The organism is Polaromonas sp. P1_F8 (assembly GCF_056405635.1).
Map to the genome: position 1 here is coordinate 251,189 of NZ_JBFUBS010000006.1, position 22,588 is coordinate 273,776.

The 22,588-nt window shown below is 60.9% G+C and carries 26 protein-coding genes, 1 tRNA gene and 1 pseudogene; 8 read left to right on the top strand and 20 right to left on the bottom strand.

Annotated elements, in window-relative coordinates; all coding sequences use genetic code 11:
- Positions 1-7: 7 nt before the first annotated feature.
- The 5 genes and pseudogenes from AC1D1J_RS19385 to AC1D1J_RS19405 form a co-directional block, all read right to left on the bottom strand.
- On the bottom strand, positions 8-3,037 hold the full coding sequence (locus AC1D1J_RS19385; RefSeq protein WP_477695598.1) for a ShlB/FhaC/HecB family hemolysin secretion/activation protein: 3,030 nt from the start codon (positions 3,035-3,037) through the stop codon (positions 8-10).
- A gap of 110 nt (positions 3,038-3,147) precedes the next feature.
- Entirely contained in the window at positions 3,148-4,191 is a 1,044-nt protein-coding gene (locus AC1D1J_RS19390; protein ID WP_477695599.1) for an alpha/beta fold hydrolase, read from the bottom strand.
- A gap of 479 nt (positions 4,192-4,670) precedes the next feature.
- On the bottom strand, positions 4,671-4,985 hold the full coding sequence (locus tag AC1D1J_RS19395; RefSeq protein ID WP_477695600.1) for a zinc-binding dehydrogenase: 315 nt from the start codon (positions 4,983-4,985) through the stop codon (positions 4,671-4,673).
- An 80-nt stretch (positions 4,986-5,065) separates the two neighbouring features.
- A pseudogene (locus AC1D1J_RS19400) lies at positions 5,066-5,302 on the bottom strand (hypothetical protein); the annotation flags it as partial.
- Positions 5,303-5,378, bottom strand: a tRNA-Arg gene (locus AC1D1J_RS19405).
- Between the two features lie 232 nt (positions 5,379-5,610).
- On the opposite strand from AC1D1J_RS19405, the gene AC1D1J_RS19410 reads away from it, so the two are divergent.
- Positions 5,611-6,483 (top strand): c-type cytochrome, encoded by an 873-nt coding sequence (locus tag AC1D1J_RS19410; protein WP_477686976.1) that lies wholly within the window; start codon positions 5,611-5,613, stop codon positions 6,481-6,483.
- Positions 6,484-6,601: 118 nt separating this feature from the next.
- On the opposite strand, the gene AC1D1J_RS19415 is transcribed toward AC1D1J_RS19410, so the two are convergent.
- From AC1D1J_RS19415 to AC1D1J_RS19430, 4 genes are read right to left on the bottom strand one after another with little or no spacing between them, the layout of a single operon-like run.
- Positions 6,602-7,168: a DUF2946 family protein gene (locus tag AC1D1J_RS19415; RefSeq protein WP_477686975.1), complete on the bottom strand. Its 567-nt coding sequence runs from the start codon at positions 7,166-7,168 to the stop codon at positions 6,602-6,604.
- 57 nt (positions 7,169-7,225) lie between these two features.
- Entirely contained in the window at positions 7,226-8,266 is a 1,041-nt protein-coding gene (locus tag AC1D1J_RS19420) for a YheT family hydrolase (RefSeq protein ID WP_477695601.1), read from the bottom strand.
- 10 nt (positions 8,267-8,276) lie between these two features.
- Positions 8,277-8,723, bottom strand: a complete 447-nt coding sequence (locus AC1D1J_RS19425; RefSeq protein WP_457281576.1) for a YybH family protein — start codon at positions 8,721-8,723, stop codon at positions 8,277-8,279.
- A gap of 9 nt (positions 8,724-8,732) precedes the next feature.
- Positions 8,733-9,593, bottom strand: coding sequence for a hypothetical protein (locus AC1D1J_RS19430; RefSeq protein ID WP_477695602.1), 861 nt, complete (start codon positions 9,591-9,593; stop codon positions 8,733-8,735).
- Positions 9,594-9,639: 46 nt separating this feature from the next.
- Here AC1D1J_RS19430 and AC1D1J_RS19435 point away from each other — a divergent pair, with 46 nt between their 5' ends.
- From AC1D1J_RS19435 to AC1D1J_RS19445, 3 genes are all read left to right on the top strand, one after another.
- Positions 9,640-10,239, top strand: a complete 600-nt coding sequence (locus tag AC1D1J_RS19435) for a LemA family protein (protein WP_477686972.1) — start codon at positions 9,640-9,642, stop codon at positions 10,237-10,239.
- A gap of 66 nt (positions 10,240-10,305) precedes the next feature.
- The gene (locus tag AC1D1J_RS19440; protein ID WP_477687160.1) at positions 10,306-11,193 is read left to right on the top strand and encodes a TPM domain-containing protein; all 888 of its coding nucleotides are present in this window, start codon (positions 10,306-10,308) and stop codon (positions 11,191-11,193) included.
- Between the two features lie 4 nt (positions 11,194-11,197).
- Complete coding sequence (locus tag AC1D1J_RS19445; RefSeq protein WP_477686971.1) at positions 11,198-11,740, top strand: TPM domain-containing protein; 543 nt, start codon at positions 11,198-11,200, stop codon at positions 11,738-11,740.
- Between the two features lie 43 nt (positions 11,741-11,783).
- On the opposite strand, the gene AC1D1J_RS19450 is transcribed toward AC1D1J_RS19445, so the two are convergent.
- The 11 genes from AC1D1J_RS19450 to AC1D1J_RS19500 all read right to left on the bottom strand — a co-directional run bounded on the left by AC1D1J_RS19450 (position 11,784) and on the right by AC1D1J_RS19500 (position 19,817).
- Positions 11,784-11,927 (bottom strand): hypothetical protein, encoded by a 144-nt coding sequence (locus AC1D1J_RS19450; protein WP_477686970.1) that lies wholly within the window; start codon positions 11,925-11,927, stop codon positions 11,784-11,786.
- 258 nt (positions 11,928-12,185) lie between these two features.
- The gene (locus tag AC1D1J_RS19455) at positions 12,186-12,551 is read right to left on the bottom strand and encodes a hypothetical protein (protein WP_477695603.1); all 366 of its coding nucleotides are present in this window, start codon (positions 12,549-12,551) and stop codon (positions 12,186-12,188) included.
- Positions 12,552-12,560: 9 nt separating this feature from the next.
- On the bottom strand, positions 12,561-12,980 hold the full coding sequence (locus AC1D1J_RS19460) for a F0F1 ATP synthase subunit epsilon (RefSeq protein WP_477648282.1): 420 nt from the start codon (positions 12,978-12,980) through the stop codon (positions 12,561-12,563).
- A 40-nt stretch (positions 12,981-13,020) separates the two neighbouring features.
- Positions 13,021-14,424: a F0F1 ATP synthase subunit beta gene (gene atpD, locus AC1D1J_RS19465; protein WP_293400292.1), complete on the bottom strand. Its 1,404-nt coding sequence runs from the start codon at positions 14,422-14,424 to the stop codon at positions 13,021-13,023.
- 60 nt (positions 14,425-14,484) lie between these two features.
- Positions 14,485-15,351 (bottom strand): F0F1 ATP synthase subunit gamma, encoded by an 867-nt coding sequence (atpG, locus tag AC1D1J_RS19470; RefSeq protein WP_477686968.1) that lies wholly within the window; start codon positions 15,349-15,351, stop codon positions 14,485-14,487.
- Between the two features lie 64 nt (positions 15,352-15,415).
- Complete coding sequence (gene atpA, locus AC1D1J_RS19475) at positions 15,416-16,969, bottom strand: F0F1 ATP synthase subunit alpha (protein WP_457281583.1); 1,554 nt, start codon at positions 16,967-16,969, stop codon at positions 15,416-15,418.
- A gap of 58 nt (positions 16,970-17,027) precedes the next feature.
- Positions 17,028-17,558 (bottom strand): F0F1 ATP synthase subunit delta, encoded by a 531-nt coding sequence (locus tag AC1D1J_RS19480; protein ID WP_477668853.1) that lies wholly within the window; start codon positions 17,556-17,558, stop codon positions 17,028-17,030.
- Between the two features lie 13 nt (positions 17,559-17,571).
- A complete protein-coding gene (locus AC1D1J_RS19485) occupies positions 17,572-18,042 on the bottom strand; it encodes a F0F1 ATP synthase subunit B (RefSeq protein WP_457281585.1) in 471 nt (156 codons plus the stop codon).
- A gap of 38 nt (positions 18,043-18,080) precedes the next feature.
- Complete coding sequence (gene atpE / locus AC1D1J_RS19490; RefSeq protein WP_293400282.1) at positions 18,081-18,329, bottom strand: F0F1 ATP synthase subunit C; 249 nt, start codon at positions 18,327-18,329, stop codon at positions 18,081-18,083.
- Positions 18,330-18,415: 86 nt separating this feature from the next.
- Positions 18,416-19,267 (bottom strand): F0F1 ATP synthase subunit A, encoded by an 852-nt coding sequence (atpB, locus tag AC1D1J_RS19495; RefSeq protein WP_477686966.1) that lies wholly within the window; start codon positions 19,265-19,267, stop codon positions 18,416-18,418.
- Between the two features lie 31 nt (positions 19,268-19,298).
- Entirely contained in the window at positions 19,299-19,817 is a 519-nt protein-coding gene (locus AC1D1J_RS19500; protein ID WP_477695636.1) for an ATP synthase subunit I, read from the bottom strand.
- Between the two features lie 216 nt (positions 19,818-20,033).
- Between AC1D1J_RS19500 and AC1D1J_RS19505 the strand changes: the two genes are divergently transcribed.
- The 4 genes from AC1D1J_RS19505 (at position 20,034) to AC1D1J_RS19520 (ending at position 22,417) form a co-directional block, all read left to right on the top strand.
- Positions 20,034-20,528, top strand: a complete 495-nt coding sequence (locus tag AC1D1J_RS19505) for a DUF4149 domain-containing protein (protein ID WP_477695604.1) — start codon at positions 20,034-20,036, stop codon at positions 20,526-20,528.
- A gap of 37 nt (positions 20,529-20,565) precedes the next feature.
- Positions 20,566-21,111 (top strand): DUF2062 domain-containing protein, encoded by a 546-nt coding sequence (locus AC1D1J_RS19510; protein ID WP_477686963.1) that lies wholly within the window; start codon positions 20,566-20,568, stop codon positions 21,109-21,111.
- A gap of 68 nt (positions 21,112-21,179) precedes the next feature.
- A complete protein-coding gene (locus tag AC1D1J_RS19515; protein ID WP_477695605.1) occupies positions 21,180-22,085 on the top strand; it encodes a D-amino acid aminotransferase in 906 nt (301 codons plus the stop codon).
- Between the two features lie 14 nt (positions 22,086-22,099).
- Positions 22,100-22,417 (top strand): HP0495 family protein, encoded by a 318-nt coding sequence (locus tag AC1D1J_RS19520; protein ID WP_477695606.1) that lies wholly within the window; start codon positions 22,100-22,102, stop codon positions 22,415-22,417.
- Positions 22,418-22,588: the final 171 nt, after the last annotated feature.

The window sequence follows — 22,588 nt, forward strand, 5'->3', positions numbered from 1 at the left end:
GAGCCCCTCAGAACGTGTAGTTGATACCGAAACCGATCGCGCGGATCGTGGTGCCTGCGCCTGCGCTGCCGAACACGCCGGCAACGGCGTAGTTGTAATTGGCCAGCGGTTGGTTGCGCAGCAGCACGTACTGCCCGAAAATCCTGAGCTGCTTGCTCCAGGCATAGGAGAAACCGATGGCCTGCGAGGTCGCACCCATGCCTTCGGTCGAGCAGTTCACGCCGTTGCCGGAAATCATGGTGCAGTCGCCTGCGAAGGCTTTGGCATGGCTGGCGCGCAACTGCCAGGCACCTATCTTGTGTGATACGCCGACCATGTAGGCACGGCGGCGGTAGCTGGAGAGGTCGCTTGAAGTGACGCTGGTGTTGATGACACCGGACTCGGCATAGCTCAGTTCGTCGGCGATCAGCGAAACCTTGGTATCACCGAAATCGTAGGCCACCCCGTAGCGCACGCTGTAGTCATTGGACGAGGTGCCCTGCGTGACGTGGGTGTTGGTTCCTACCCCGCGTGCATTGCGGCCCAGGCTGGCAATGCCGAAGTAGTTCACGTGCTGTTCGGCCGCAACCACTGCGGAGAAACCGCCACTCTCATACGACAGGCTGCCGCCGTAGAGGTAGCCTGTATCAACGTCCGGCGCGGCCTTCATGCCGTTGTTCGAATAAGCCAGCTTGAGCTGGAAGCCGCCCATCTTGGGCGTCCAGTAGCCGAACACGCCGGCCTGGCGGCGGTTGAAAGCGGCATCGTCGTTGTTTTCCACCGCCGCCGTGCCCACCGGGCCGGAGTTTTTAGTGATGCTGGTGGCGAAGCCCGGTGAACCGATGATGTTGTAGTGCGCCGCACTGGTGGTCGCGCCGAAGGGGTCGAAGGAAGAGGCGCTTTCCTTGAGCGGCATGTCCCAGTTGCCGTACATCGCGGTGCCAGCATCTGGATGGGCGACAGCCACGCCGGTATTACGCAGCTCTTGCCTGTGTGTCCAGTTCGGGGTCGCGTCGTCTCCGGCCGCGCCCGCGCTCAGTGACAGGCCCAGCTCCAGCTGCCACAGCGCCTTCCACTGTTCATAAATGGGGATGCCGCCACGCGCGCCCACATACGACACATTGTCGCGCGCACGCCAGAAGCCCGACATGTTGCGCCCATTGGGCGTGGCCAGCTTGCTCTGGTCGGCGGGCGCCGCAGGCGTCGCGCCTGAGCGGCTCACGTATTCGGGGATGATGCCCAGTGAGCCGTACAGCCGCATGCCGTCTTCCGCCTCCTCGAAATCCTCGCCCCGGCTGCCGCTGCTGGAGGCCAGGCCCGTGAAGGCCTGGGGTGAACCCGACACCGATAGCCACAGGCGACGCGCGCTTTTTGGTTCGCTGACTGGATTGACGCCGGGCGACACCGCGATGCTGGCATTGAACACCAGGTCCTTGTTGTAGACGTTCAGGCCCACGCCATAGCCGTAGCGGCTCGCGCGGTTTTCGCTGTTGTCCCACGGCTTCTTGTTAATGGTCACACGCCCCGCATCGGCGAACAGCGCACCTTCCACGACGGAGTTGCCGACAACACCCAGGGTCTTGCGCAGTTCCAGACGCGCCAGCATGCCCTGGTCGCCCGCGGCTTCGCCGGCAGGGTAAGCGCGCACGCCGCCGGAGCCGCCCAGGCTCATTTTCTCTGACGCGTCCAGGTTCTTGTCGGCGTACTGCGCGGTGACCAAGCCCAGCAGGGAGTAGCCGCCGCCAAGCTGCTGCAGGCGGCTGAACGACAGGTTGAGCTTTTTGTAGTCGCCTGCCGCATTGGCCGTGAAGCGGTCCAGTGCTGCGTCGTTGGGCGTTTCTTTTTTCAGATGCCCCATACCCAAACGCGCGTTCCAGCTGTTGTTCGCCGACGCGCCTGTCCAGTCGTCACGCCAGTCGCCAGACAGGCCCGCACTCATCAGGTTGGCAGACTTTTCAACGGTCGTGCCGCCAGTCGTGTCCTGGAAATGTCGGTATTCCGTCGCCAGCGACAGATTCATGTTGGCGCGCCGGCTGCGCAGCAACGCCGCGTTGAGAAACAGCGTGCTCACGCGGGCTTCACCTCTGGCTTCTACTTCCTTGAGGTTTTTGCCGATGTTGTATTGCAGACCCGCAAAATTCGCGCCTACCGACAGCCCTGTCGTGCCGAGGGGCTGCACATAACCAACGCCTGCAATGCGCAGGCCTTCAAAAGTTTGCTGCGTATTCAGGCTGAAGCTTTCGCCCATGCCCAGTGCGTCGTTGAGGCTCAGGTTGGCGGACAGGCGATTGGCACCGGTGTAATAGCTGCCACCGTTGTCGATGCTCACGCGCGAGGTGATCGCCCCCATCTCGCTGACCTTGACGATGACGTCGGTGGCGCCCGGTTCTGCCGAAGGCCGCAACACAGCCTTGACCGTCACACCGGCGATGTCAGAGAGCCGCAGCAGCGTGTTTTCGAGGTCGCTTTCCTGGATCACCTCGCCCGGCTGTAGTCCCGCGAGATGTCGACCTATCAGGTCCGGGTCCAGGCGCACGTTGGCATCGGGCTCGGCCACCACCCGGCCGATGACGCCTTCACGGATGCCGAGGGCAACCACACCGCCTTGTATTTCCTGTGCGGGGAGATAGGCGCGCGCTACCAGGTAGCCCCGGGTGCGATAGTAGGCCGTGATTTTGGCGGCGGCTTTGCCCAGCCCGGCGAAGTCCAGCTCGCGGCCGACAAACTCCTGCAGTTGGGCTTGCAGCTCGGATGCCGGCAGAGACCGGTTGCCGCTCAGTACAAAACCCGTGACCTGGATGCCCGTTCCGCCGGCGGGGGGGCTCTGGCCCTCATCACTGCCTTCCACCTCTTTTTCGATGCGCGCAGGACGCTGCACCGCCGCCGGCGGGCCGGCATTTTCCGTTGGCGAGAGCTGTTGCCGGTTCGCGTCGAAAAGAGTACCGGCGCTGGGCGGCGTCTGCGCATGGACGGCAAAAGGTGCGGCGGCCAGCATTGCGCAGATCTGCGATGCGAGGATTTTTCGCCGGGGTGCGGCTAGGCGTGAGGGTTCCATCATGGTTTTCGTCTTCTGTCTTGGTGTTGTATCCGCGCGTCTCTGTGCTTCTTCTTTTTTTCTTGTTGTGCTCGTTCGGCTTGTCTCTGTTTGTCCCGGCTATTCGCTATTCGCTAGTTGCCGGCGGCATGGAAAATTTTTGCAGCAACACCGCGGGACTCAAAAATTTCGGCCGCTTCGTGGCCCGCGTCCGGCACCACCATGACCGCACGCGTCACGGGTGTCTGCCATTTCTGGGCTAAAAACTGTTCGTAGCGCATGTAATTCCTGTGCCGATTCAGCCGGTCCGTGCCCTGCATGGCGGCCCCGCAGGATTTGTCGAGTGACTCGTAGGCTGGGTCGTTGTCCTGCGCGCCCACCAGGTAGAGGACCTCGCGCGCCGCATAGCGCTTGAACAACTGTTCGCCGTCCAGGCCCTGCCCATAGGGAACCATGTTGCCCAGGCCGTAGCGGAAGTTGTTGTAACCGGGGCAGAGGATGCTGTTCACAGGCTTGAAGCTCCCACCCTCCGGACGGCTGTCATCCAGGTACAAATAGGAAGACGGGCTGGAGACCACATACCGCACGCGGATGCCCGACTTGCGCAACCCCTCCTCGCTGTTGTTGAGCACGGCATAGCGCTGCATTAGCTGCCCACCGGCCGAGTGGCCGATGAAAACGATTTCCTTAAGTACGGGAAAACGCTTGCCCGCGCTCAGGTAGCGGGCGATATCGTCCAGCACGCCGCAGGAATTGATAGCCTCCTTGCCCCGGGAAGGCTGGCACTGCATCCAGTTGCCACCGCGCCAAAGCGGGATATTGCCGTCAGGCGAAGTGTCTGATGCCGTCAGGAAGTGGGGCACCAGCAGCAACGTGCTTGATGCGTCCAGCCGCGCGGCTTCCAGCAAGCCCAGGCCCACGCCAAAATAACGGTCGGCATCGCGCTGCACGCCATGTACAAAAATGACCGCACGCTTGATCCCGGCGTCCGGCTGGCGCAAGTCAATGTTGGAATAGACCGCAAAGGGATAAGCGGTGCCCGCGGCTTCCAGGTCAATTACCTGCTCCCTGGGCGGTTCGCCGGCGGCTTTATCAGCTGCAGCGAAAAGACGCGCGCCAACGAAAGCCAGGCCCATTGCCACCACCAGTTGTAACCACCTGTTTCGAGCACGTGTCATACCTGTATCTCGCTTTGTCAAAAATGCAGACATCGAAAGGCTTGACGCGTTGTGCTCGAATGCCGGGCGCTCCCGGCGTAAGCACTATAAATGGATCACAAATCCAGCGTTTCCCTTCACGGCCTTTTTTTAGGAGATCCACCGGAAAGATCAGTTGTAATAACTTGCAACTTACGGTGTTGTTGGCGATTCTAGGAAGACAACCGCTACCTGTAAAATATCTTGATTCTGGTACATCAATACTTTAAAAGTATCTTATGAGCAAGAATCCAGCAGCCAGGATCTGCGCGACACATAACAACGGACGTTGGCCACTGGATTGATACCGGGTAGGCATCGGTTCCACGCAAATTCGGCGTGGACGTATCTCGACTCCACCGCTGGAATGCGGTCTGGCGCTAACCCCGTGCGCTCTAAGGGGTTAGCCGCTGAGCGTGCGTTTTTTGACGGAAGGTCCCGAGGCGCCATTGCCTCGCGGATCAGCGCGACGTGCGGATGATGACCTTGCCGCGCGCATGACCGCCGGCCACCTGCTCAAGCGCCGCGCGGGCGTCATCCAGCGGATGGATTGTGTCGAGGATCACCTGGAGCCGTTTGTCGTCGAAGCGCTTGAGAATCAGCGTCAATGCCGCGGCATCCCCGCTGAAGAATGCGAAGACGCCGTGGATATCTCCACGCGACTGTATCGTGTGATCGACGATCGACACCACCGTCCCGCCCGGCCTTGTCACTCGCCACGACCGTTCGAGGGTCTCCCTGTTGAATTGCACTGAAGTCTGACCCGAGTTTTCCATCGAATCTTGACCCACACTCTTTGCGAGCAGAAGGTGCTCACCATATGGATAAGTTCTTGGTTTTCTCCTTTTTAGGCTGAGTCTGTGTGGATCTGCCTCAAAGTGCGCCGCTGTTTCCGCGATTTTGTTGCCTCGATTACCAGCCAAGTGGCCAGCTTCTCGGCGTAGGGATCGAGCTTGCTGGAGCTGACCCGCCTTGGGTACTTGGGCTCGCTCTCTTCCGACCGCAGGTGCTTCTTTATTGTGTTGCGAGCCAGGCCTGTACGCCTTGAGATCTCGCGGATGGACAACAAGGCATGCGATAGAAAGACAATGATTGGTGCGGCTGGCGGGGATCGAACCCACGACCCTTGGCTTCGGAGGCCAATACTCTATCCACTGAGCTACAGCCGCAACGCTGGAAACGGTTCGCGCCGGAATTCGCGGCCGAGGGCGCGAAGTCAGGGCAATTTGCACTGCGCGGGCGCTTCACGCCGCACAACGTTTCCGATTCTACCAGCCGGTAACGACTCTCCTCGGCCTCTGCAAGCCCCCAGTTATAATGTGAGGTTGCTGAGCAAGCGCTGCCCAAGAGCGCCATATCACCACGCGATAGCCCCCCGATTCTTAGTTTTTTGAGGACGCCATGAGCGCAAACGACCACACCACGGCCCACGAAGAAGCCCATACTGGCCCCATCAAGACGCCCCAGCAACTGCTGGCTGCGGTTTTTTTCTCTTTTGTCGTTCCTGTTTTCGCCATCATCGGCCTGGTGTATTACGTCGCTTCGGCCAACAAGCCAGCTGCGGGTGCGGACGAAGGCGCCAAGGCCGTTGCGCAGCGCATCCAGAAAATCGGCGCAGTTGAAATCCGTGACGCCAACCGTCCGCTGAAGTCCGGCGAAGAGGTCTACAAGGCGCAGTGCGTGGCTTGCCATGGCACGGGTGCAGCCGGTGCGCCGAAGTTTGGCGATACGGGTGCCTGGGCAGCCCGTATCAAGACCGGTTTTGACGCGCTCTGGCACTCGGCCCTCAAGGGCAAGGGCGCCATGGGAGCCCAGGGCGGCGGTGATTTTGAAGACGTCGAAATTGGCCGTGCAGTGGTTTACATGACGGCTGCCGCAGGCGGCAAGTTTGCAGAGCCAGCCGCCCCGGCAGCTGCCGCCGCTACGGCACCTGCAGCCGCAGCCGCCGCCGCACCGTCGGCAGATGTGGTCGCCGCGCTCGCTGCAGCCAACAAGACGGCAGCGCCGGCAGCCGGTGCAACACCGGCTGCTGCCGGTGGTGCCGCACCTGCGCTGTACGGCCAGGTCTGCGCGGCCTGCCACGTGGCCGGCGTTGCCAATGCACCCAAGCTGGGCGACAAGGCCGCATGGGCTCCCCGGATTTCCACAGGTGTCGAGGCTCTGACGGCCAGCGTTGTCAAAGGCAAGGGTGCCATGCCACCCAAGGGCGGCTCGGCCGCCCCCGATGGCGAAATCAAGGCCGTGGTGCAGTACATGGTCAATGCGTCCAAGTAAACACAGCAAGGAAATCCAGCCCAAAAAAAGCCGGTCAATGACCGGCTTTTTTAATGGAATCTTGATGAGAAATTCAAAGGGAAATGGGTTGGAGCCCAAGCATGACAGGCGCAAGCAGCTACTTTTTTTGTAGCAATTGAGGGCTTCGCACATAGCCGAACAGGCGCGACAAATTGCTGGCCAGGACTTCCTCGGGCACCCACAGGCCCTGCTCTATCGCGTCAGCCGCATGCGTCATGTCCTGGGTATGAACGAGGCCAAAACCCAGGTCGGTTTCCAGGTAGACCCTGCCGGATTCGTCCGCGATGCAGCGCTGCGGCCGCGCCGTTTGGCCGGAATGGGCCGTGACCTCAAACATAGGTGCGGGGGCGACGCGCCAGATCAGCGGCGTCGCTTCGAGCTCCACATACACGCGCTGTGGCCCATTCTGGAAGAACCACTGGCCGGCAGCGTCGCTTTCATAATTCCGCTGAATGAAATCGATCAGCTTGTCGTGCCTGAGCAGCGATCCCTTGCTGGCCGCATGGCGCGCGGCATCCAGGCCAGGTGCGCCACCAAAAGGCCCGGCGGCCTGGGCCCTCTCATCACGCATGTACCAGTTGCCACGTGCGTCCAGTCCCAGCCAGCCGTAGCAGTCGGGAACATTGGGCCATTTGGCAATGGCCTGCCTGACGATGTCATCCATACCGCTATTTTGCGCTGCACACGGCAGGTGCGATGTGGGCAGGGTTATGGGTAAGCATCAAAGATGCGCAGCCAGGAAACCGGTAACCGCCTCCGGCATGACACGCACATGGCCGGGAAATGGTGGCGAAGGAAACCCGACATGCCCGCCCTGCGCCGGCTGCCAAAGCGTGACACGGCTGCCGGCCTCTGCGGCTTGCGGCAGGCTGCCGGCCGGCACAAAGGGATCGTTCAACGCGTTCAGGGCCAGCGCCGGCACGGCAATGCTGCGCAAATGCGGCTTGGCAGAGGCACGCAGCCAGTAGTCATCCGCATCCTTGAACCCATGGACAGGCGCAGTGAATACATTGTCGAAAGCGTACAAGTCGCGCGCGGCCAGTAATCGGTCGCGGTCAAAAAGGCCTGGGTGCTGCTCCAGTTTTTTCAGCGCCTTCGGCACCATGGTTCTCAGGAACATGCGGGTGTAGACCTGCCGGTTGAACCCTCGGCCAATGGCCCAGCCACTGGCCGTCAGGTCCAGCGGCGAACAGACGGACGCAATGCCGCTAACCACCTGGCGGGCCTCTGCGCCGAGCTCGCCGGCCCAGCGCATCAACGCATTGCCGCCCAATGAAATGCCCACGGCAACGACCGGCCCGGGATGGGCCTGCGCAAAGCGCCGCAGTATCCAGTCGATCTCTGCAAAATCTCCTGAGTGATAGGCCCGCGGCGCCAGGTTCAATTCACCGGAACACCCCCGGAAGTGTGGAATGGCGCAGCCCCAGCCACGCTCGCGGGCCACATCGGCAAGCGCTTCGGCGTAGTGGCTGGCAGATGACCCCTCAAGCCCATGAAATACCACCAGGAGTGGCACTTCCTTGCGCGCGTCCTTGCGGCTCATCTCGATGGATTCGCTTCCCGCCGGAGAAATCGCCAAAAGCCCCGACGAAGGCTCGTTTCCATCAAGCATCCAGTCAACGTCGACAAAGTCGTTATCGGGGGTATCCCAGCGCTCGCGGCGAAATATGGGCGCGCGGCCCAGGTAACGGCGTGACCGCAGCGCAGCCCAGATGGTTTGCAAATTGCCGCCCGGCAGCCACCAGGGTGCTGCGTATTTCATCGCAGGCCCTTCAGTGCAGGACGGTCGGTGTTTCCGACACTTCCTGCATTTCTCGCGGCGTGCCGGGACTGGCATGGTGTGCCACCATGCGCCAGCCTTGCGCACCCTTGTGATACACATTGGTGGCAATCACGTAGGCATGCCGTGGCCCTTCATCGGTCAGCACTTCGATGCGTTCCAGCACGCTGTGCACGCAGGCGCTCATGGTCTCGACCTTTCGCACCTTGATGGCCTGGGCATTGATGGTGCCATTGGCAAACATGGCGTCGAAAGTGGCGCGTATGGCCGCCGGGCCTACCAGCCGGGCGCCACCCGGGTGCACACAGACGATGTCGTCGTCATCGCCCCAGCAGGCCATGAGCTTTTCGATGTCGCCGCTTTGCAGCGCCTCATAAAAAGCCGCCTCGATGTCATCGGCGTTGCCGCTGCTGGCGGGCGGGACTTTGGGTTTGGGCATGGGAAGGCGTCAGTCCGGCTTGGCGTTGGGTGGTGAATTCTGCTCGGGATTGAGCCTTGCAGCAAGCCACGAGCGTACGACACCTTGCATGCTGTTGTCTTGCGGCCCGGCGCGCCGGCCGTTTTCGCCGCTCTGGTTAGCCTGCCAAAGCTGCTCGGGCGCGACCACATGGGTGCCCGGCGGCAAAACCTGCAGCGCGGCGTCGATAAATTCCGCCAGCTTGGCGGGGCGCACCGGCTGCTCGGCCGCGGGAATCATGAACCTGAGGGTCGACAGCATCCATGACGCCGTCTTCTCGAAAAAATTGGCGCCCGCAATACCTTCGGTCTTGCGCGCCGATCGCACCAACAACACGCGTTCAAAACCCAGCGAAGCCACTGCTTGCTCATCGAGGTCGGCCAGTCCGCGCTTGAGGGCATCGGGTAAACGCCCCGAAGCGTGGGGCACCACTACAACCAGTGTCTGTGCGCCACAGCGTTTCAACCAGCGGGCCAGCGCCGGCAGTTGTCCCGGCGCCGGCGTCCATAGCGTGCGCTCACGCCCATAAAAAAGCCGTGGCGGTTCAAACATGACCAGACCGGTATGAACCGGTTGAGGCCGCGCGGGCCATGCCTCGATCACTGAAGCATCACCTGCCAGCACAATCCCCACACCGGCCATCCCGGTGGTCATGGTTTCAGTAGCCAGCACCTCGGTGTGCGCATAACGGCCGCTGCCGACAAGGCGGCGCAGCACTTCATTGCCCAGCACGCCCGTGGCGCCGGCAATCATCAGGCGCGGTTTTGCAGCCGCCGGCGCCAGGGGCCGCAGGCTGGCCTGCAGAGCCTGCAATGGCTGCACGGAGCTGGGGGAATGAGACGCCATCGGCATTCGACTATGTTAGTGTTGCAGCTTGCATTTTTCGAAAGACATCACCATGAAATCCCGCTTTTTAAACCTGATTCTGGTCAGCATGCTGGGCCTTTTCCTCACGGGTTGCGGCTACAACGACTTTCAGCGCCTCGACGAACAAACCAAATCGGCCTGGTCTGAAGTGCTGAACCAGTACCAGCGCCGTGCCGACCTGGTGCCCAACATTGTGGCCACGGTCAAGGGCGAGGCCGCTTTTGAACAGGACACCCTGACCAAGGTGATTGAAGCACGCGCCAAGGCCACCTCCATCCAGGTGACGCCGGAAACATTGAACAACCCCGCTGCCTTCCAGAAATTCCAGGCAGCGCAAGGCGAACTGGGCAGCGCGCTGAGCCGCCTGATGGTGGTCAGTGAACGTTACCCCGACCTCAAGGCCAACCAGGGCTTTCGCGACCTGCGTGTGCAGCTGGAAGGCACCGAAAACCGCATCACGGTAGCACGCAACCGCTATATTCAGGCTGTGCAGGAGTACAACGTGCTGACACGCAGTTTTCCCAGCAACCTGACGGCCATGATGTTCAGCTACAACGTCAAACCCAACTTCACCGTGGCCAATGAGGCGCAGATTTCCGCGCCACCGGTGGTGGACTTCACCAAGAAATAAGTTTCTGCAGAACTTGCCGTGCAGCAACTAGCGGGTCGGATATTGGGCAGCAGCCTCCTCCGCTGGATGGCGGGATTGTTGCTGGCCGTGTGGCTGCCCCTTGCGGCATGGGCGCAAGGCGTTCAGCCGGTGCCGGCACTCACGGCGCATGTCATGGACAGCACCGGTACGCTGGATGCCACGCAACGCGCGGCATTGGAAGCCAAGCTCGCTGCGTTTGAACAGAGCCGCGGCGCACAGGTGGTGGTGCTCATCGTGCCCAGCACCCAACCCGAAGACATTGCCGCCTATGCACAACGTGTAGGCGACACCTGGAAGATCGGGCGCAAGAGCGTAGGCGACGGGCTGTTGCTGGTCGTGGCCAAGAACGACCGCAAGGTCCGTATCGAAACCACCAAGGCGCTGGAAGGCGCCATTCCGGACCTCGCGGCGCGCCAGGTGATCGACACCACCATCACCCCGCGCTTCAAACAGGGCGACTTTTCCGGTGGACTGAATGCCGCGGCCGACCAAATCATGGCGCTGATCAGCGGCGAAAAACTCCCGGAGCCAGAGCAGAAAAGTTCTTCGGGCACAGCTGACAGCGGCTTTGAGTGGACCGACCTCGCGGTGTTCCTGTTTTTTGCTGTTCCGATTGGTGGGCGCCTGGCCGCCGGCCTGCTGGGCCGCAAGCTGGGTTCCATCGCCACCGGCGGCGCCGTCGGCGTGCTGGCCTGGGTGTTCACCAGCAGCCTGATCGTGGCCGGCCTGGCAACTGTGGCGGGCATGGTGTTTGCGCTGATTGCCAGTCTGGGCGCCTTGGGTCGTGGCGGCCGCTCTTCGGGCGGCTGGACCACTGGCGGCTTTGGCGGCAGCAGCGGAGGGAGCTGGGGCGGAGGCAGCAGCAGCGGCGGCGGATTCAGCAGCGGCGGTGGCGGTGATTTCGGCGGCGGCGGCGCATCAGGGGACTGGTAGGCACATGCTCAACAAACTCAAGACCATCCTCAAGCACCTCTGGCTGGATGCCTCCGACGCCCAGCGCGCGATTGCACCCGACATGCTCAACCGGCTCGCCAGCCGGGTGGCGGCCAGCGAGCGGCGGCACAGCGGCGAAATACGGATATGCGTGGAGGCCTCGTTGCCCATGAGCTACCTGTGGCGGCTGGGCAACCACCAGTCCATCGGCCAGCTCACGCGCCAGCGCGCCCTCACGATGTTTGGCAAGCTGCGGGTGTGGGACACCGAACACAACAACGGCGTGCTGATTTATTTACTGCTGGCCGAGCACGCCATTGAAATCGTGGCGGACCGCGGCGTGGCGCGCCATGTGAATCAGGCGCAGTGGCAGGCCATGGTAGCGCGCATGGCCCAGGCGTTCAGGGAGAACCGGTACGAGGACGGATTGACACAGGCACTGGAAGAAACCTCGGCACTGCTGATGGCGCACTTTGCCATCGATGGCACGCAGGGCGACGCACCCAACAATCCCAACGAACTGCCCGACGCGCCCTGGCTGCAATAGCCGGTTGGCAGGGTATCGCAGGCCGGGCGCCGATAACGGCACGTCAGGGCGCCAGAACCACGACCAACACAAAGAGGGCGACTGCCGCGAGCACAACCCGCGTCAGCCAGGCCTTGCGCACGCGCCTGGCCCGACGCTCGGGCGACGCTTCCTCTCCCCATATCAGGCTGTCTAAAAGACTGTCCATTTCGCACCTCGTTGCTGGCTTGAACCCGTCACAACGATAAGGGAGCAGCCCGGGCCATGGCTGTCATTTAGCGTGTCCAGTTGTTACCTTGCTGGCTCAGCCCAAGCGTTTTTTCGGAAAACGCTCCCTATTTGATAGCTGCTTGCGCTCACCCTGTATGGGCTGGAGGCCTTTTTTCGCCCAAATAGCGGAAGCACGCCCGGTTTCCGCATGGTGCAATGGGAACGTCGCGCCGCAGCCACTCATGGCTGCGGGAAGCTACTTCATCGACGTCCGCTTCTGCTCGCTGCGCGCCGATTGCACTACCTTCTCGATAAAGCAACCGCCGCGCCCTCCGTCCTCGACCCACGGATGGTCGGCGTCCAGCGGATCAGCCGTTCGCCCGCGTACGCGTGCGGATATCGGCCGCCCCAAGGTAAACATCCGTAAAGGCTTCAATGGAGGATTCGGGTGGCCGGGCGGCTGGCCCGCTGCACCGAGGGGCATAAAACAAGCATCTTCGTCATTTTCAGGAATGACTGTGAGCGCTTCGCCAACTGCATGAGCGGCCAAACTGATTCGAATTTCTCCAAATCGAAGCGCCCAGAAAAAAACCGGCCCTTTGGCCGGTTTTTCCTGAAGCATGGAAGCTTATTACTTTTTCTGGCGGTATTTGCGCAAAGCGGCAATCTGGGCGGCCATGACGGCGAGCTCGGACTGGGCCATGGCAATATCGATATCGCTTTTTGCGTTTTTCAACGCTTCTTCAGCAGCAGCCTTGGCTTCCATCGCCTTGGCTTCGTCCAGGTCTTTGCCGCGAATCGCGGTGTCGGACAGCACGGTGACACAGTTCGGTTGCACTTCGAGCAAGCCGCCGGCCACGAACACGAACTCTTCGCTGCCATCGGCCTTTTCGATGCGCACGGCACCCGGCTTGATACGGGTGATCAGCGGGGTGTGGCGCGGGTAAATGCCCAGCTCGCCGGCCTCGCCGGGCAAGGCGACAAAGTGCGCTTCACCGGAGAAGATGGACTCTTCCGCGGAGACCACGTCGACGTGAATGGTGGTTGACATAAACGCTCCTTATTGGAAAAAAGTTGCAGGGCCTGAGCCCTTAGACCTTCTTCGCCTTCTCGAAAGCTTCGTCAATCGTGCCGACCATGTAGAACGCCTGTTCCGGCAGGTGATCGCACTCGCCGGCCACAATCATCTTGAAGCCGCGAATGGTTTCAGCCAGGCTGACGTACTTGCCGGGAGAGCCGGTGAACACTTCAGCAACGTGGAAAGGCTGCGACAGGAAACGCTGGATCTTGCGGGCGCGGGCCACGGCCAGCTTGTCTTCAGGAGCCAGTTCGTCCATGCCCAGAATCGCGATGATGTCGCGCAGTTCTTTGTAGCGCTGCAGCGTGCCTTGCACAGCACGGGCCGTGGCGTAGTGGTCTTCGCCCACAACGTTCGGGTCGAGCTGGCGGCTGGTCGAGTCAAGCGGATCGACAGCGGGGTAGATACCCAGCGAAGCGATGTCACGCGAAAGCACCACGGTGGAGTCCAGGTGGGCAAAGGTCGTGGCAGGAGACGGATCGGTCAAGTCATCCGCAGGAACGTAAACGGCCTGGATGGAAGTGATGGAGCCGACCTTGGTGGAGGTAATACGCTCTTGCAGGCGGCCCATTTCTTCGGCCAGCGTAGGCTGGTAACCCACGGCGGAAGGCATACGGCCCAACAGTGCGGACACTTCGGTACCGGCCAGCGTGTAGCGGTAGATGTTGTCCACGAAGAACAGCACGTCGCGGCCTTCGTCACGGAAGGATTCGGCGATGGTCAGGCCGGTCAACGCCACGCGCAGACGGTTTCCTGGGGGCTCATTCATCTGGCCGTAGACCATGGCCACTTTGGATTCGCCGAGGTTCTCGAGGTTCACAACGCCGGAGTCGGCCATCTCGTGGTAGAAGTCATTGCCTTCGCGGGTACGTTCACCCACACCGGCAAACACGGACAGACCCGAGTGCGCCTTGGCGATGTTGTTGATGAGTTCCATCATGTTCACGGTCTTGCCGACGCCGGCGCCGCCGAACAGGCCCACCTTGCCGCCCTTGGCGAACGGGCAAACCAGGTCAATCACCTTGATACCGGTTTCCAGCAGTTCCTGCGATGGCGACAGTTCGTCGTAGGCAGGCGCCTTGCGGTGAATCGGTGCGGTCAGGGTCTGATCCACTGGCCCACGTTCGTCGATGGGCGCGCCCAGCACGTCCATGATGCGGCCCAGCGTGGCTTTGCCCACGGGAACGGTGATGTTGGCGCCGGTGTTGTAAACCATGTTGCCGCGGCGCAGGCCGTCGGAGGTACCCAGCGCGATGGTGCGCACGATGCCGTCACCCAGCTGCTGCTGGACTTCCAGCGTCAGCGCGGAGCCTTCCATTTTCAGCGCGTCATAGATCTTGGGCATCTGGTCGCGCGCGAATTCCACGTCAACCACCGCACCAATACACTGAACAATCTTGCCTTGAGCTTGAGCCATGATTGAATCCTCTTTCGTTTCTTTAAATCTTTAAATCGGGTGTGGCGGCCTAAACCACGATCAGACCGCTGCAGCACCGGCAACGATTTCCGAAAGTTCTTTCGTGATCGCCGCTTGACGCGTTTTGTTGTAAATCAGCTTGAGTTCGCCGATCACGCTGCCGGCGTTGTCCGTTGCGGCCTTCATGGCCACCATGCGGGCAGACTGCTCGGACGCCATGTTCTCGGCAACGGCCTGGTACACCAGCGCTTCCACATAACGGATCAGCAGATCGTCGATGACGGTCTGTGCGTCAGGCTCGTAAATGTAGTCCCAGCCATGCTGGTCCTTGTCGGCCTGCAGGTGCGCAGCCGTCAGGGGCAACAGTTGCTCAACCACAGGCTCCTGGCGCATGGTGTTGATGAACTTGGTGTAGCACAGGTACACCGAATTAATCTTGCCTTCGCTGTATGCGTCGAGCAAAACCTTCACGGGACCGATCAGCTTTTCCAGGTGCGGCTTGTCGCCCAGTTGCGTCGCATGCGACACCACCTTGGCACCGACCCGGTTCAGAAAACCGAGGCCCTTGTTACCGATGGCCACAGCCTTCGCATCATGGCCGGCGGCCTGCACTTCCTTGAGCTTTGAGGTCACGGCGCGCAGCACGTTGGTGTTCATGCCGCCGCACAAGCCCTTGTCGGTCGTCACCACGATGAACCCGGTGGCCTTGGCGTCGTTGGACTCCATGAACGCATGGGTGTATTCGGGATTGGCCTGACTCAGGTTGGCGGTAATGTTGCGGATCTTGTCGCTGTAAGGACGGGCAGCGCGCATCCGTTCCTGCGCCTTGCGCATCTTGGAGGCGGCCACCATCTCCATGGCCTTGGTGATCTTCTTGGTGTTTTCCACCGATTTGATCTTGCCGCGTATTTCCTTGCCTGCTGCCATATGGATTCCTAAGGGGTTCCTGAGGGTTGCTTAATTACTTGCTTGACGATGAGGTCAGGCGAGATCAGGCAAACGACTTCTTGAACTCGGCCACAGCCGCGTTCAGTTCAGCCTCAGCATCCTTGTCCATGGCCTTGTTGGCTTCGAGCTTGGCCATCAGGGCCGCGTTCTTGTCCTTCAGGAAGGCATGCAGGCCGTGCTCGAAAGCCAGGACCTTCTTGACTTCGATGTCGTCCATGAAGCCCTTGTTCACTGCGAACAGCGTAGCGGCCATGTTGGAGATGGACAAAGGCGAGTACTGGGCCTGCTTGAGCAGCTCAGTCACGCGGGCACCGCGGTCCAGCTGCTTGCGGGTGGCTTCGTCCAGGTCGGAAGCAAACTGCGCGAAGGCAGCCAGTTCACGGTACTGGGCCAGGTCGGTACGGATACCGCCGGACAGGTTCTTGATCAGCTTGGTCTGGGCAGCGCCGCCGACGCGGGACACCGAGATACCGGCGTTAATGGCGGGACGAATACCGGCATTGAACAGGCTGGTTTCCAGGAAAATCTGGCCGTCGGTGATCGAGATCACGTTGGTTGGCACGAAAGCGGACACGTCGCCGGCCTGCGTTTCAATAATCGGCAGTGCGGTCAGCGAACCAGTCTTGCCCTTGACGGCGCCCTTGGTGAAGTCTTCAACGTATTTTTCGTTCACGCGAGCTGCGCGCTCGAGCAGACGGCTGTGCAGATAAAACACGTCGCCGGGGTAGGCTTCGCGTCCTGGCGGACGGCGCAGCAGCAGCGAGACCTGGCGGTAAGCCACGGCCTGCTTGGACAAATCGTCATACACGATCAGCGCGTCTTCGCCGCGGTCGCGGAAGTATTCACCCATGGTGCAGCCAGAGTAGGCGCTCACATATTGCATGGCGGCCGATTCGGAAGCGGAAGCTGCCACGACGATGGTGTACTCCATCGCGCCGGCTTGCTCGAGCGAGCGCACCACGTTCTTGATCGACGAAGCCTTCTGGCCAATCGCGACGTAGACGCAGGAAACGCCTTTGCCCTTTTGGTTGATGATGGCGTCGATGGCCACGGCCGTCTTGCCGGTCTGGCGGTCGCCGATGATCAGTTCGCGCTGGCCGCGGCCGACGGGCACCATGGAGTCGATGGACTTCAGGCCGGTCTGCAGGGGCTGGTCAACGGATTTACGGGCGATCACGCCGGGCGCAACCTTTTCAATCACGTCGGTGAGTTTGGCATTGATCGGGCCTTTGCCGTCAATCGGCTGGCCCAGTGCGTTGACCACACGGCCAAGCAGCTCAGGACCCACAGGCACTTCCAGAATACGGCCCGTGCACTTCACGGTGTCGCCTTCGGCGATGTGCTCGTACTCGCCCAGAATCACGGAGCCGACGGAGTCGCGCTCAAGATTCAGCGCCAGGCCATAAGTAGGCGTGCCGTCGGCGGTTGCGGGGAATTCCAGCATTTCGCCCTGCATCACATCGGACAGGCCGTGGATACGGACGATACCGTCGGTCACAGACACCACGGTGCCCTGGTTGCGGACATCGGCACTGGCTGTCAGGCCTTCGATGCGGCTCTTGATCAGTTCAGAAATTTCTGCGGGATTGAGTTGCATGACTCTTTCCTTCTTTCTATGTTGTTGGCTAAAAACCGGGGCGCGCCTGAGCGCAAGCTCAGGAAATCAGCGCCACTTTCATTTGCTCTAAACGGGCTTTGACCGAGGTGTCCAGCACCTCGTCACCCACCACGACACGTACGCCACCGATCAGCGCCGGCTCAAGCTCGACCGAAAGGTTGAGCTTGCGGCCAAACCGCTTCTCCAGCGTTGTTGCCAAATCGGCCAATGCGGCGCCTTCCAGCGGGAATGCGCTGTAAACGGTGGCGTCCGAAGAACCACTTTGCGCATTTTTCAGTGCGCGAAACTGTGCGGCGATTTCCGGCAGGACGCTAATGCGGCCGTTCTCGATCACGGTTCGCAGGAAGTTCCTGGCGGCTTCCGGCAGCTTCGTTTTGGCCACCCCGGAAACTACGTCAAACGTCTGGTTTACCGTCACGCTGGGGTTGCCCGCAAATTGCTGCAACTGCACGTTGGCGGCAATGGCTGCGAGCTCATCGAGCCAGACGGCAGTGCCGCCCAGGTCGGAACCAGAGGCCTTGAACAACGCTTCAGCGTAGGGACGGGCAATGGTGGCTAGTTCGGCCATGTTTTACGCTCGCTTAAAGTTCGGTCTTCAGGCGACCCAGCAAGTCAGCATGCACACCGGCATTGACTTCCTTGCGCAGAATCTGCTCTGCACCCTTGACGGCCAGTGCGGCGACCTGCTCACGCAGGGTCTCGCGGGCCTTGACGGTTTGCTGCTCGGCTTCAACCTTGGCGGCGGCAATGATCTTGCTGCCCTCTTCGGTTGCGCGGGCTTTAGCCTCTTCAATCAGGGCCTGGGCGCGGCGCTCGGCTTCCGCCAGGCGCACTGCCGATTCGTTGCGCGATTTGGCCAGTTCTTCTTCCACGCGCTTGTTGGCAACGGAGAGTTCAGACTTGGCTTTATCGGCAGCGGCAAGGCCGTCGGCGATCTTCCGGGCGCGTTCGTCGAGCGCAGCTGCAATTGGTGGCCACACGAATTTCATCGTGAACAGCACCAGAATCGCAAACACGACGAGCTGCGCAAAGAATGTGGAGTTAATACTCACAGCGGCACCTCTGTAGGTTGTCTAGAAAGGCGTGCGATTTACTTCAACACAAACGGGTTGGCAAATGCGAACAGCATGGCAATACCCACACCGATCAGGAAAGCAGCATCGATCAGACCGGCCAGCAGGAACATCTTGGTCTGCAGTTCGTTCATCAGCTCAGGCTGGCGTGCAGCGGCTTCGAGGTATTTGCTGCCCATGATGCCGATGCCGATACATGCGCCGACAGCGCCCAGGCCAATGATCAGGCCAGCGGCCAAAGCGACAAAACCGAGTACGTGTTCCATTTAATGCTCCTATGGATTTAACTAACTAACAAAAATAAAAAAAGAAAGCGGAAACCAGAAAACCAGGGGAAACTGATTCGTGAGAATCAGTGATGGTCGTGGGCCTGCCCCACATAGACCAGCGTCAACATCATGAAAATAAACGCCTGCAGCGCAACGATCAGGATGTGGAAGATTGCCCAGCCCGTGCCCGCGAGCACATGGCCGATGAAGAGGAACACACCGGTTGCGGAGCCGAAGCCCACTGCACCCATCAGCGCGATCAGCATGAACAGCAGTTCGCCCGCGTACATGTTGCCGAAAAGCCGGAGGCCGTGAGATACGGTCTTGGCGGCAAATTCGATCATCTGCATCAGGAAGTTGACGGGATACAAAAACCATTTGTCGCCGAACGGGGCCGAGAACAGCTCATGCACCCAGCCGCCAAAACCCTTGATCTTGACGTTGTAGTACAGGCAAACCAGCAGCACGCCGCAGGACATGCCCAGCGTGGCCGAGAGGTCGGCTGTGGGAACCACGCGGAAGTTGTGAATGCTGTGATCGAGGCCGGTCACAGCAAAAATTGTGTGAAACAGGTCGACAGGCAGGAAGTCCATGGAGTTCATCAGGAAAATCCAGATGAATACGGTGAGCGCCAGTGGGCCGACGGCTTTGCGCGATTCGGCGTTTTTAACGATGCCCTTGGCCTGGCTGTCCACCATTTCGAGCAGGATTTCAACAGCCGCCTGCAGGCGGCCGGGAACGCCGGCGTGCACGCTTTTGGCCACACGCCACATCACGAACATACCGATCACACCCAGAGTGACGGCCCAGAAAATCGTGTCGAAATTGACAACGGAAAAGTCGACGATGCCTGTCTGTTTGTGGTTTTGCAGATGGACCAGGTGGTGACCAATGTACTCACCAGCGGTCAAAGCGTTTCCGGAAGATTCAGCCATTTACGAACTCTTTTCAACTCTTGAAAATGGATTACGCCAACTTTTTCGGCCGGGACTGGAACCAAAGCACCAGCCAGACCACCTTCATTGTCACTACAAGGCCAACCAGCATTGCCGGCCAGCTCAAATCCGAAACCATTCGGGGAGCAGCGAACAACATCGCTACCGTCAGGCCAATCTTGACCATTTCCCACAAAAAAAATCCAGCCACCGCAGCGCCCGGATTCATTGAAGACATCTTGCTGGTCAGGCCGCGCGCAAACAACGCACCCGGGATGACCACCGCCAGCGCGCCATAAAGGGCGGACCAGCCTGCACTTTGCCCTCCGGTCAATCCCCAGGCGGCCAGCGCCACCACAAGACCCACCACACTTTGCCCCGCCAATACCACCCAAGGGGAAACCGAGGGATCCGCTTCACGAAGCTTTTGGGCCTCTTCACGCGTCAAGGGCTTGAAACCCTCATCGCCAGTCTCCATCTCTTCTGTGACACACCGCCCTGTCACACCCGCGTTTCCCGGGTTTGTCGCTGACTTTGCCGAATTTGCCATTTTGGTCGTCACAAATTACGGAAAAGTTACAGGGCAGTTATCAGCAAAGCCCTTGATTATACGTAGAAACCCCTGCGTATCCGACAAAACCCCCGGCTTGCATATGAATTAGGGGCGATTCGCATCATTTGGGTGCGGCTCGCAGCGGGTGGTTCACAATTGTCCGGCGACTACGGCGCGCCGACCCTCCTACGTAGTTGCACGTGATGCTCCACGATGGCCCAAGCCCCCGCATCCGTCACCTTCCACCCACCGAAAGATGCCATGCCCGCCCTGATGAAATTCCTGCACATTGCCGCCGCCATTGCCTGGCTGGGCGGGGTGGTCTTCATGCTGTTTGCCTTGCGGCCTGCCGTCGCCGAACAGCTGGCGCCACCCCAACGCCTGCCGCTCATCGCAAAGGTCATGCAGCGATTTTTCGCTCTGGTCTGGGTCACCATCGGCGTCCTGCTGGTGACAGGCCTGGCCATGCTGCTGGCCGCGGGCATGAAAACCGCCCCCCTGGGCTGGCACCTGATGTTCGGCATCGGCCTCCTGATGTTCGCGCTGTTCGGACATCTGTATTTCGGCCCTTTCCGGCGCCTGAAGCTCGCTGTCAGCGCGTCCGACTGGCCCGAGGGTGGGCGCCGCGTCGGGCAGATCGCCACCCTGGCCATGGTCAACCTGGTGCTGGGCGCGCTGGCGATCGCCGCCGTTATCTTTGTTGCCTGATGCCGGAGCGAACCGGCCATCTTGAACACCGCCTGCCATGAGCGCCCCTAAAAAGAAGGCGCCGCAACACCGGCACTGGACGGACCGGCTGAAAGCATCCGTGCCGACACGTGAAGTCCTGGCCCAAAACCGGTGGCTCAAACCGGTGGCCCACCGGCTGCTGGAGCCGCAGCTGTGGCGGCTGCAGCACGAGGCCGTGGCGCGCGGTGTGGCCATCGGCATATTCTGGGCATTTGCACTGCCATTTGCACAAACCGTGGCGGCCGCCGCCCACAGCGTCTGGTGGCGCGCCAATATTCCGGTGGCCGCCGGCATCACCTTCATTACCAACCCCTTCACCGTCGGCTTCTGGCTCTGGCTGGCCTATCAGGTGGGCGATCTGCTGCTGGACGCACCGCCGCCCATCCGCATCTCGGAAGGCGCAGGCATCGTGGCGTGGGCAGCCTCCTTCGGCGGGCCTGCCATCCTGGGCATGGGCATCTTTGCCGTGCTGGGCTCGATTACCGGCTACCTGCTGGTCAAGCTGGGCTGGCGCGTTCGCATCTGGTTCAAACGCCGCCGCCGGCAAACGGCCAGACGTTAGACAATCCGGTACAGGCCGTCCACCAGCAGCCGTTCCGACGCACTTTCATTTCCTTTTCAAACAGACCCATGACCACGCTTCCCGCCAACGCCCTTCCCGACACCCCCTGCTACCTCAACGGCGAATTCACCCCGCTCAAGGACGCCAAAATCAGCGTGATGGACCGTGGCTTCATCTTCGGTGACGGTATTTATGAAGTGGTGCCGGCGTATGCAGGCAAGCCGTTTCGTTTTGAGCAGCACATGGCGCGGCTGGAACGCAGCCTCACCGAGCTGCGCATCACCAACCCGCTGACCCGTACCGGGTGGCTGGATATTGCTCTTAAATTGATAGCTGCTTGCGCACAATCCACGGGCGCCCCAGCCGAAAAAGGCAATCAACTGGTGTACATCCAGATCACCCGCGGCGTGGCCATGCGCGACCATCCCATGCTGCCGGGCCTGACACCCACCGTCTTTGTGATGTGCAACCCGATGAAGCTGCCCAGCGACCAGGCGCGCGAAAACGGCGTCGCCTGCGTCACCGCCGACGACTTCCGCTGGGAAAAAGCCCACATCAAAAGCACCAGCCTGCTGGGCGCGGTGTTTTCACGCCAGATCAGCGTCGACGCCGGCGCGGTCGAAACCGTGATGTTCCGCGGCGACTACCTGAGCGAAGCCGCTTCCAGCAATGTCTGGATCGTCAAGGACGGCAAAGTCATGGGGCCACCCCGGGACAACCTGGTGCTCGAAGGCATCCGCTTTGGCCTGATCGAAGAGATGTGCCGCGCGGCGGGCATTCCTTTTGAGCTGCGCCGCATCACCCGCGCCGAAGTGCTGGCAGCGGACGAGCTGCTGCTCTCGTCGGCCACCAAGGAGGTTCTGCCCATCACCCTGCTGGACGGCCAGGCGGTCGGCCACGGAGTGGAAAAAGGCAAACCTGGCCCCATTTATGCAAAGCTGTACGCCCAATACCAGCGTGCCAAAGCGGCCTGAAAGGACCCATTGCCATGACGACTTCCCCCAACATCCCCAAAATCATCGGTGTTCCCGGCACGGAGCCCTCGCGCCAGGAATCGCTGATCGAATATCCCTCGCAGTTCCCGATCAAGGTGATGGGTGAAAAGGTCGACGGCATGGTGGCAGCCATCACGTCCATCGCACACCAGTTCGACCCGGCCTTCGACGCCTCCACCATCGAGCTGCGTGAAAGCAAGGGCGGCAAATACCTGGGCGTCACCATCACTGTCACAGCCACCAGCCGCGAGCAACTTGATGAGCTCTACCGCATGCTGTCGACGCACCCGATGGTCAAGGTCGTGCTCTAAACAGGATCCGGGATAAGCGCATATGCAGGCTGAAACACGCCACCTGGGCCGGGTTGATTACCTGCCCACCTATGAAGCCATGCAGGCCAACATGCTGCCCCCACGCTCCGCCGCTGCGCGGGTCGCTGCCCCCCGAGGGGGCTGGCCTTGCTTGGGGCGGCCCGGCGCGGC

Bases quoted from the DNA above. Each gene is read 5' to 3' on its own strand.
- AC1D1J_RS19460 (WP_477648282.1), bottom strand. From the start codon at position 12,980: ATGTCAACCACCATTCACGTCGACGTGGTCTCCGCGGAAGAGTCCATC.
- AC1D1J_RS19440 (WP_477687160.1), top strand. From the start codon at position 10,306: ATGGCGGGATTGTTGCTGGCCGTGTGGCTGCCCCTTGCGGCATGGGCG.
- atpE (WP_293400282.1), bottom strand. From the start codon at position 18,329: ATGGAACACGTACTCGGTTTTGTCGCTTTGGCCGCTGGCCTGATCATT.
- atpG (WP_477686968.1), bottom strand. From the start codon at position 15,351: ATGGCAGCAGGCAAGGAAATACGCGGCAAGATCAAATCGGTGGAAAAC.
- AC1D1J_RS19500 (WP_477695636.1), bottom strand. From the start codon at position 19,817: ATGGCAAATTCGGCAAAGTCAGCGACAAACCCGGGAAACGCGGGTGTG.
- AC1D1J_RS19515 (WP_477695605.1), top strand. From the start codon at position 21,180: ATGACCACGCTTCCCGCCAACGCCCTTCCCGACACCCCCTGCTACCTC.
- AC1D1J_RS19415 (WP_477686975.1), bottom strand. From the start codon at position 7,168: ATGGATGACATCGTCAGGCAGGCCATTGCCAAATGGCCCAATGTTCCC.
- atpD (WP_293400292.1), bottom strand. From the start codon at position 14,424: ATGGCTCAAGCTCAAGGCAAGATTGTTCAGTGTATTGGTGCGGTGGTT.
- atpA (WP_457281583.1), bottom strand. From the start codon at position 16,969: ATGCAACTCAATCCCGCAGAAATTTCTGAACTGATCAAGAGCCGCATC.
- AC1D1J_RS19390 (WP_477695599.1), bottom strand. From the start codon at position 4,191: ATGACACGTGCTCGAAACAGGTGGTTACAACTGGTGGTGGCAATGGGC.
- AC1D1J_RS19450 (WP_477686970.1), bottom strand. From the start codon at position 11,927: ATGGACAGTCTTTTAGACAGCCTGATATGGGGAGAGGAAGCGTCGCCC.
- AC1D1J_RS19425 (WP_457281576.1), bottom strand. From the start codon at position 8,723: ATGCCCAAACCCAAAGTCCCGCCCGCCAGCAGCGGCAACGCCGATGAC.
- AC1D1J_RS19510 (WP_477686963.1), top strand. From the start codon at position 20,566: ATGAGCGCCCCTAAAAAGAAGGCGCCGCAACACCGGCACTGGACGGAC.
- atpB (WP_477686966.1), bottom strand. From the start codon at position 19,267: ATGGCTGAATCTTCCGGAAACGCTTTGACCGCTGGTGAGTACATTGGT.
- AC1D1J_RS19385 (WP_477695598.1), bottom strand. From the start codon at position 3,037: ATGATGGAACCCTCACGCCTAGCCGCACCCCGGCGAAAAATCCTCGCA.
- AC1D1J_RS19420 (WP_477695601.1), bottom strand. From the start codon at position 8,266: ATGAAATACGCAGCACCCTGGTGGCTGCCGGGCGGCAATTTGCAAACC.
- AC1D1J_RS19505 (WP_477695604.1), top strand. From the start codon at position 20,034: ATGGCCCAAGCCCCCGCATCCGTCACCTTCCACCCACCGAAAGATGCC.
- AC1D1J_RS19520 (WP_477695606.1), top strand. From the start codon at position 22,100: ATGACGACTTCCCCCAACATCCCCAAAATCATCGGTGTTCCCGGCACG.
- AC1D1J_RS19480 (WP_477668853.1), bottom strand. From the start codon at position 17,558: ATGGCCGAACTAGCCACCATTGCCCGTCCCTACGCTGAAGCGTTGTTC.
- AC1D1J_RS19435 (WP_477686972.1), top strand. From the start codon at position 9,640: ATGAAATCCCGCTTTTTAAACCTGATTCTGGTCAGCATGCTGGGCCTT.
- AC1D1J_RS19445 (WP_477686971.1), top strand. From the start codon at position 11,198: ATGCTCAACAAACTCAAGACCATCCTCAAGCACCTCTGGCTGGATGCC.
- AC1D1J_RS19455 (WP_477695603.1), bottom strand. From the start codon at position 12,551: ATGCTTCAGGAAAAACCGGCCAAAGGGCCGGTTTTTTTCTGGGCGCTT.
- AC1D1J_RS19410 (WP_477686976.1), top strand. From the start codon at position 5,611: ATGAGCGCAAACGACCACACCACGGCCCACGAAGAAGCCCATACTGGC.
- AC1D1J_RS19395 (WP_477695600.1), bottom strand. From the start codon at position 4,985: ATGGAAAACTCGGGTCAGACTTCAGTGCAATTCAACAGGGAGACCCTC.
- AC1D1J_RS19430 (WP_477695602.1), bottom strand. From the start codon at position 9,593: ATGCCGATGGCGTCTCATTCCCCCAGCTCCGTGCAGCCATTGCAGGCT.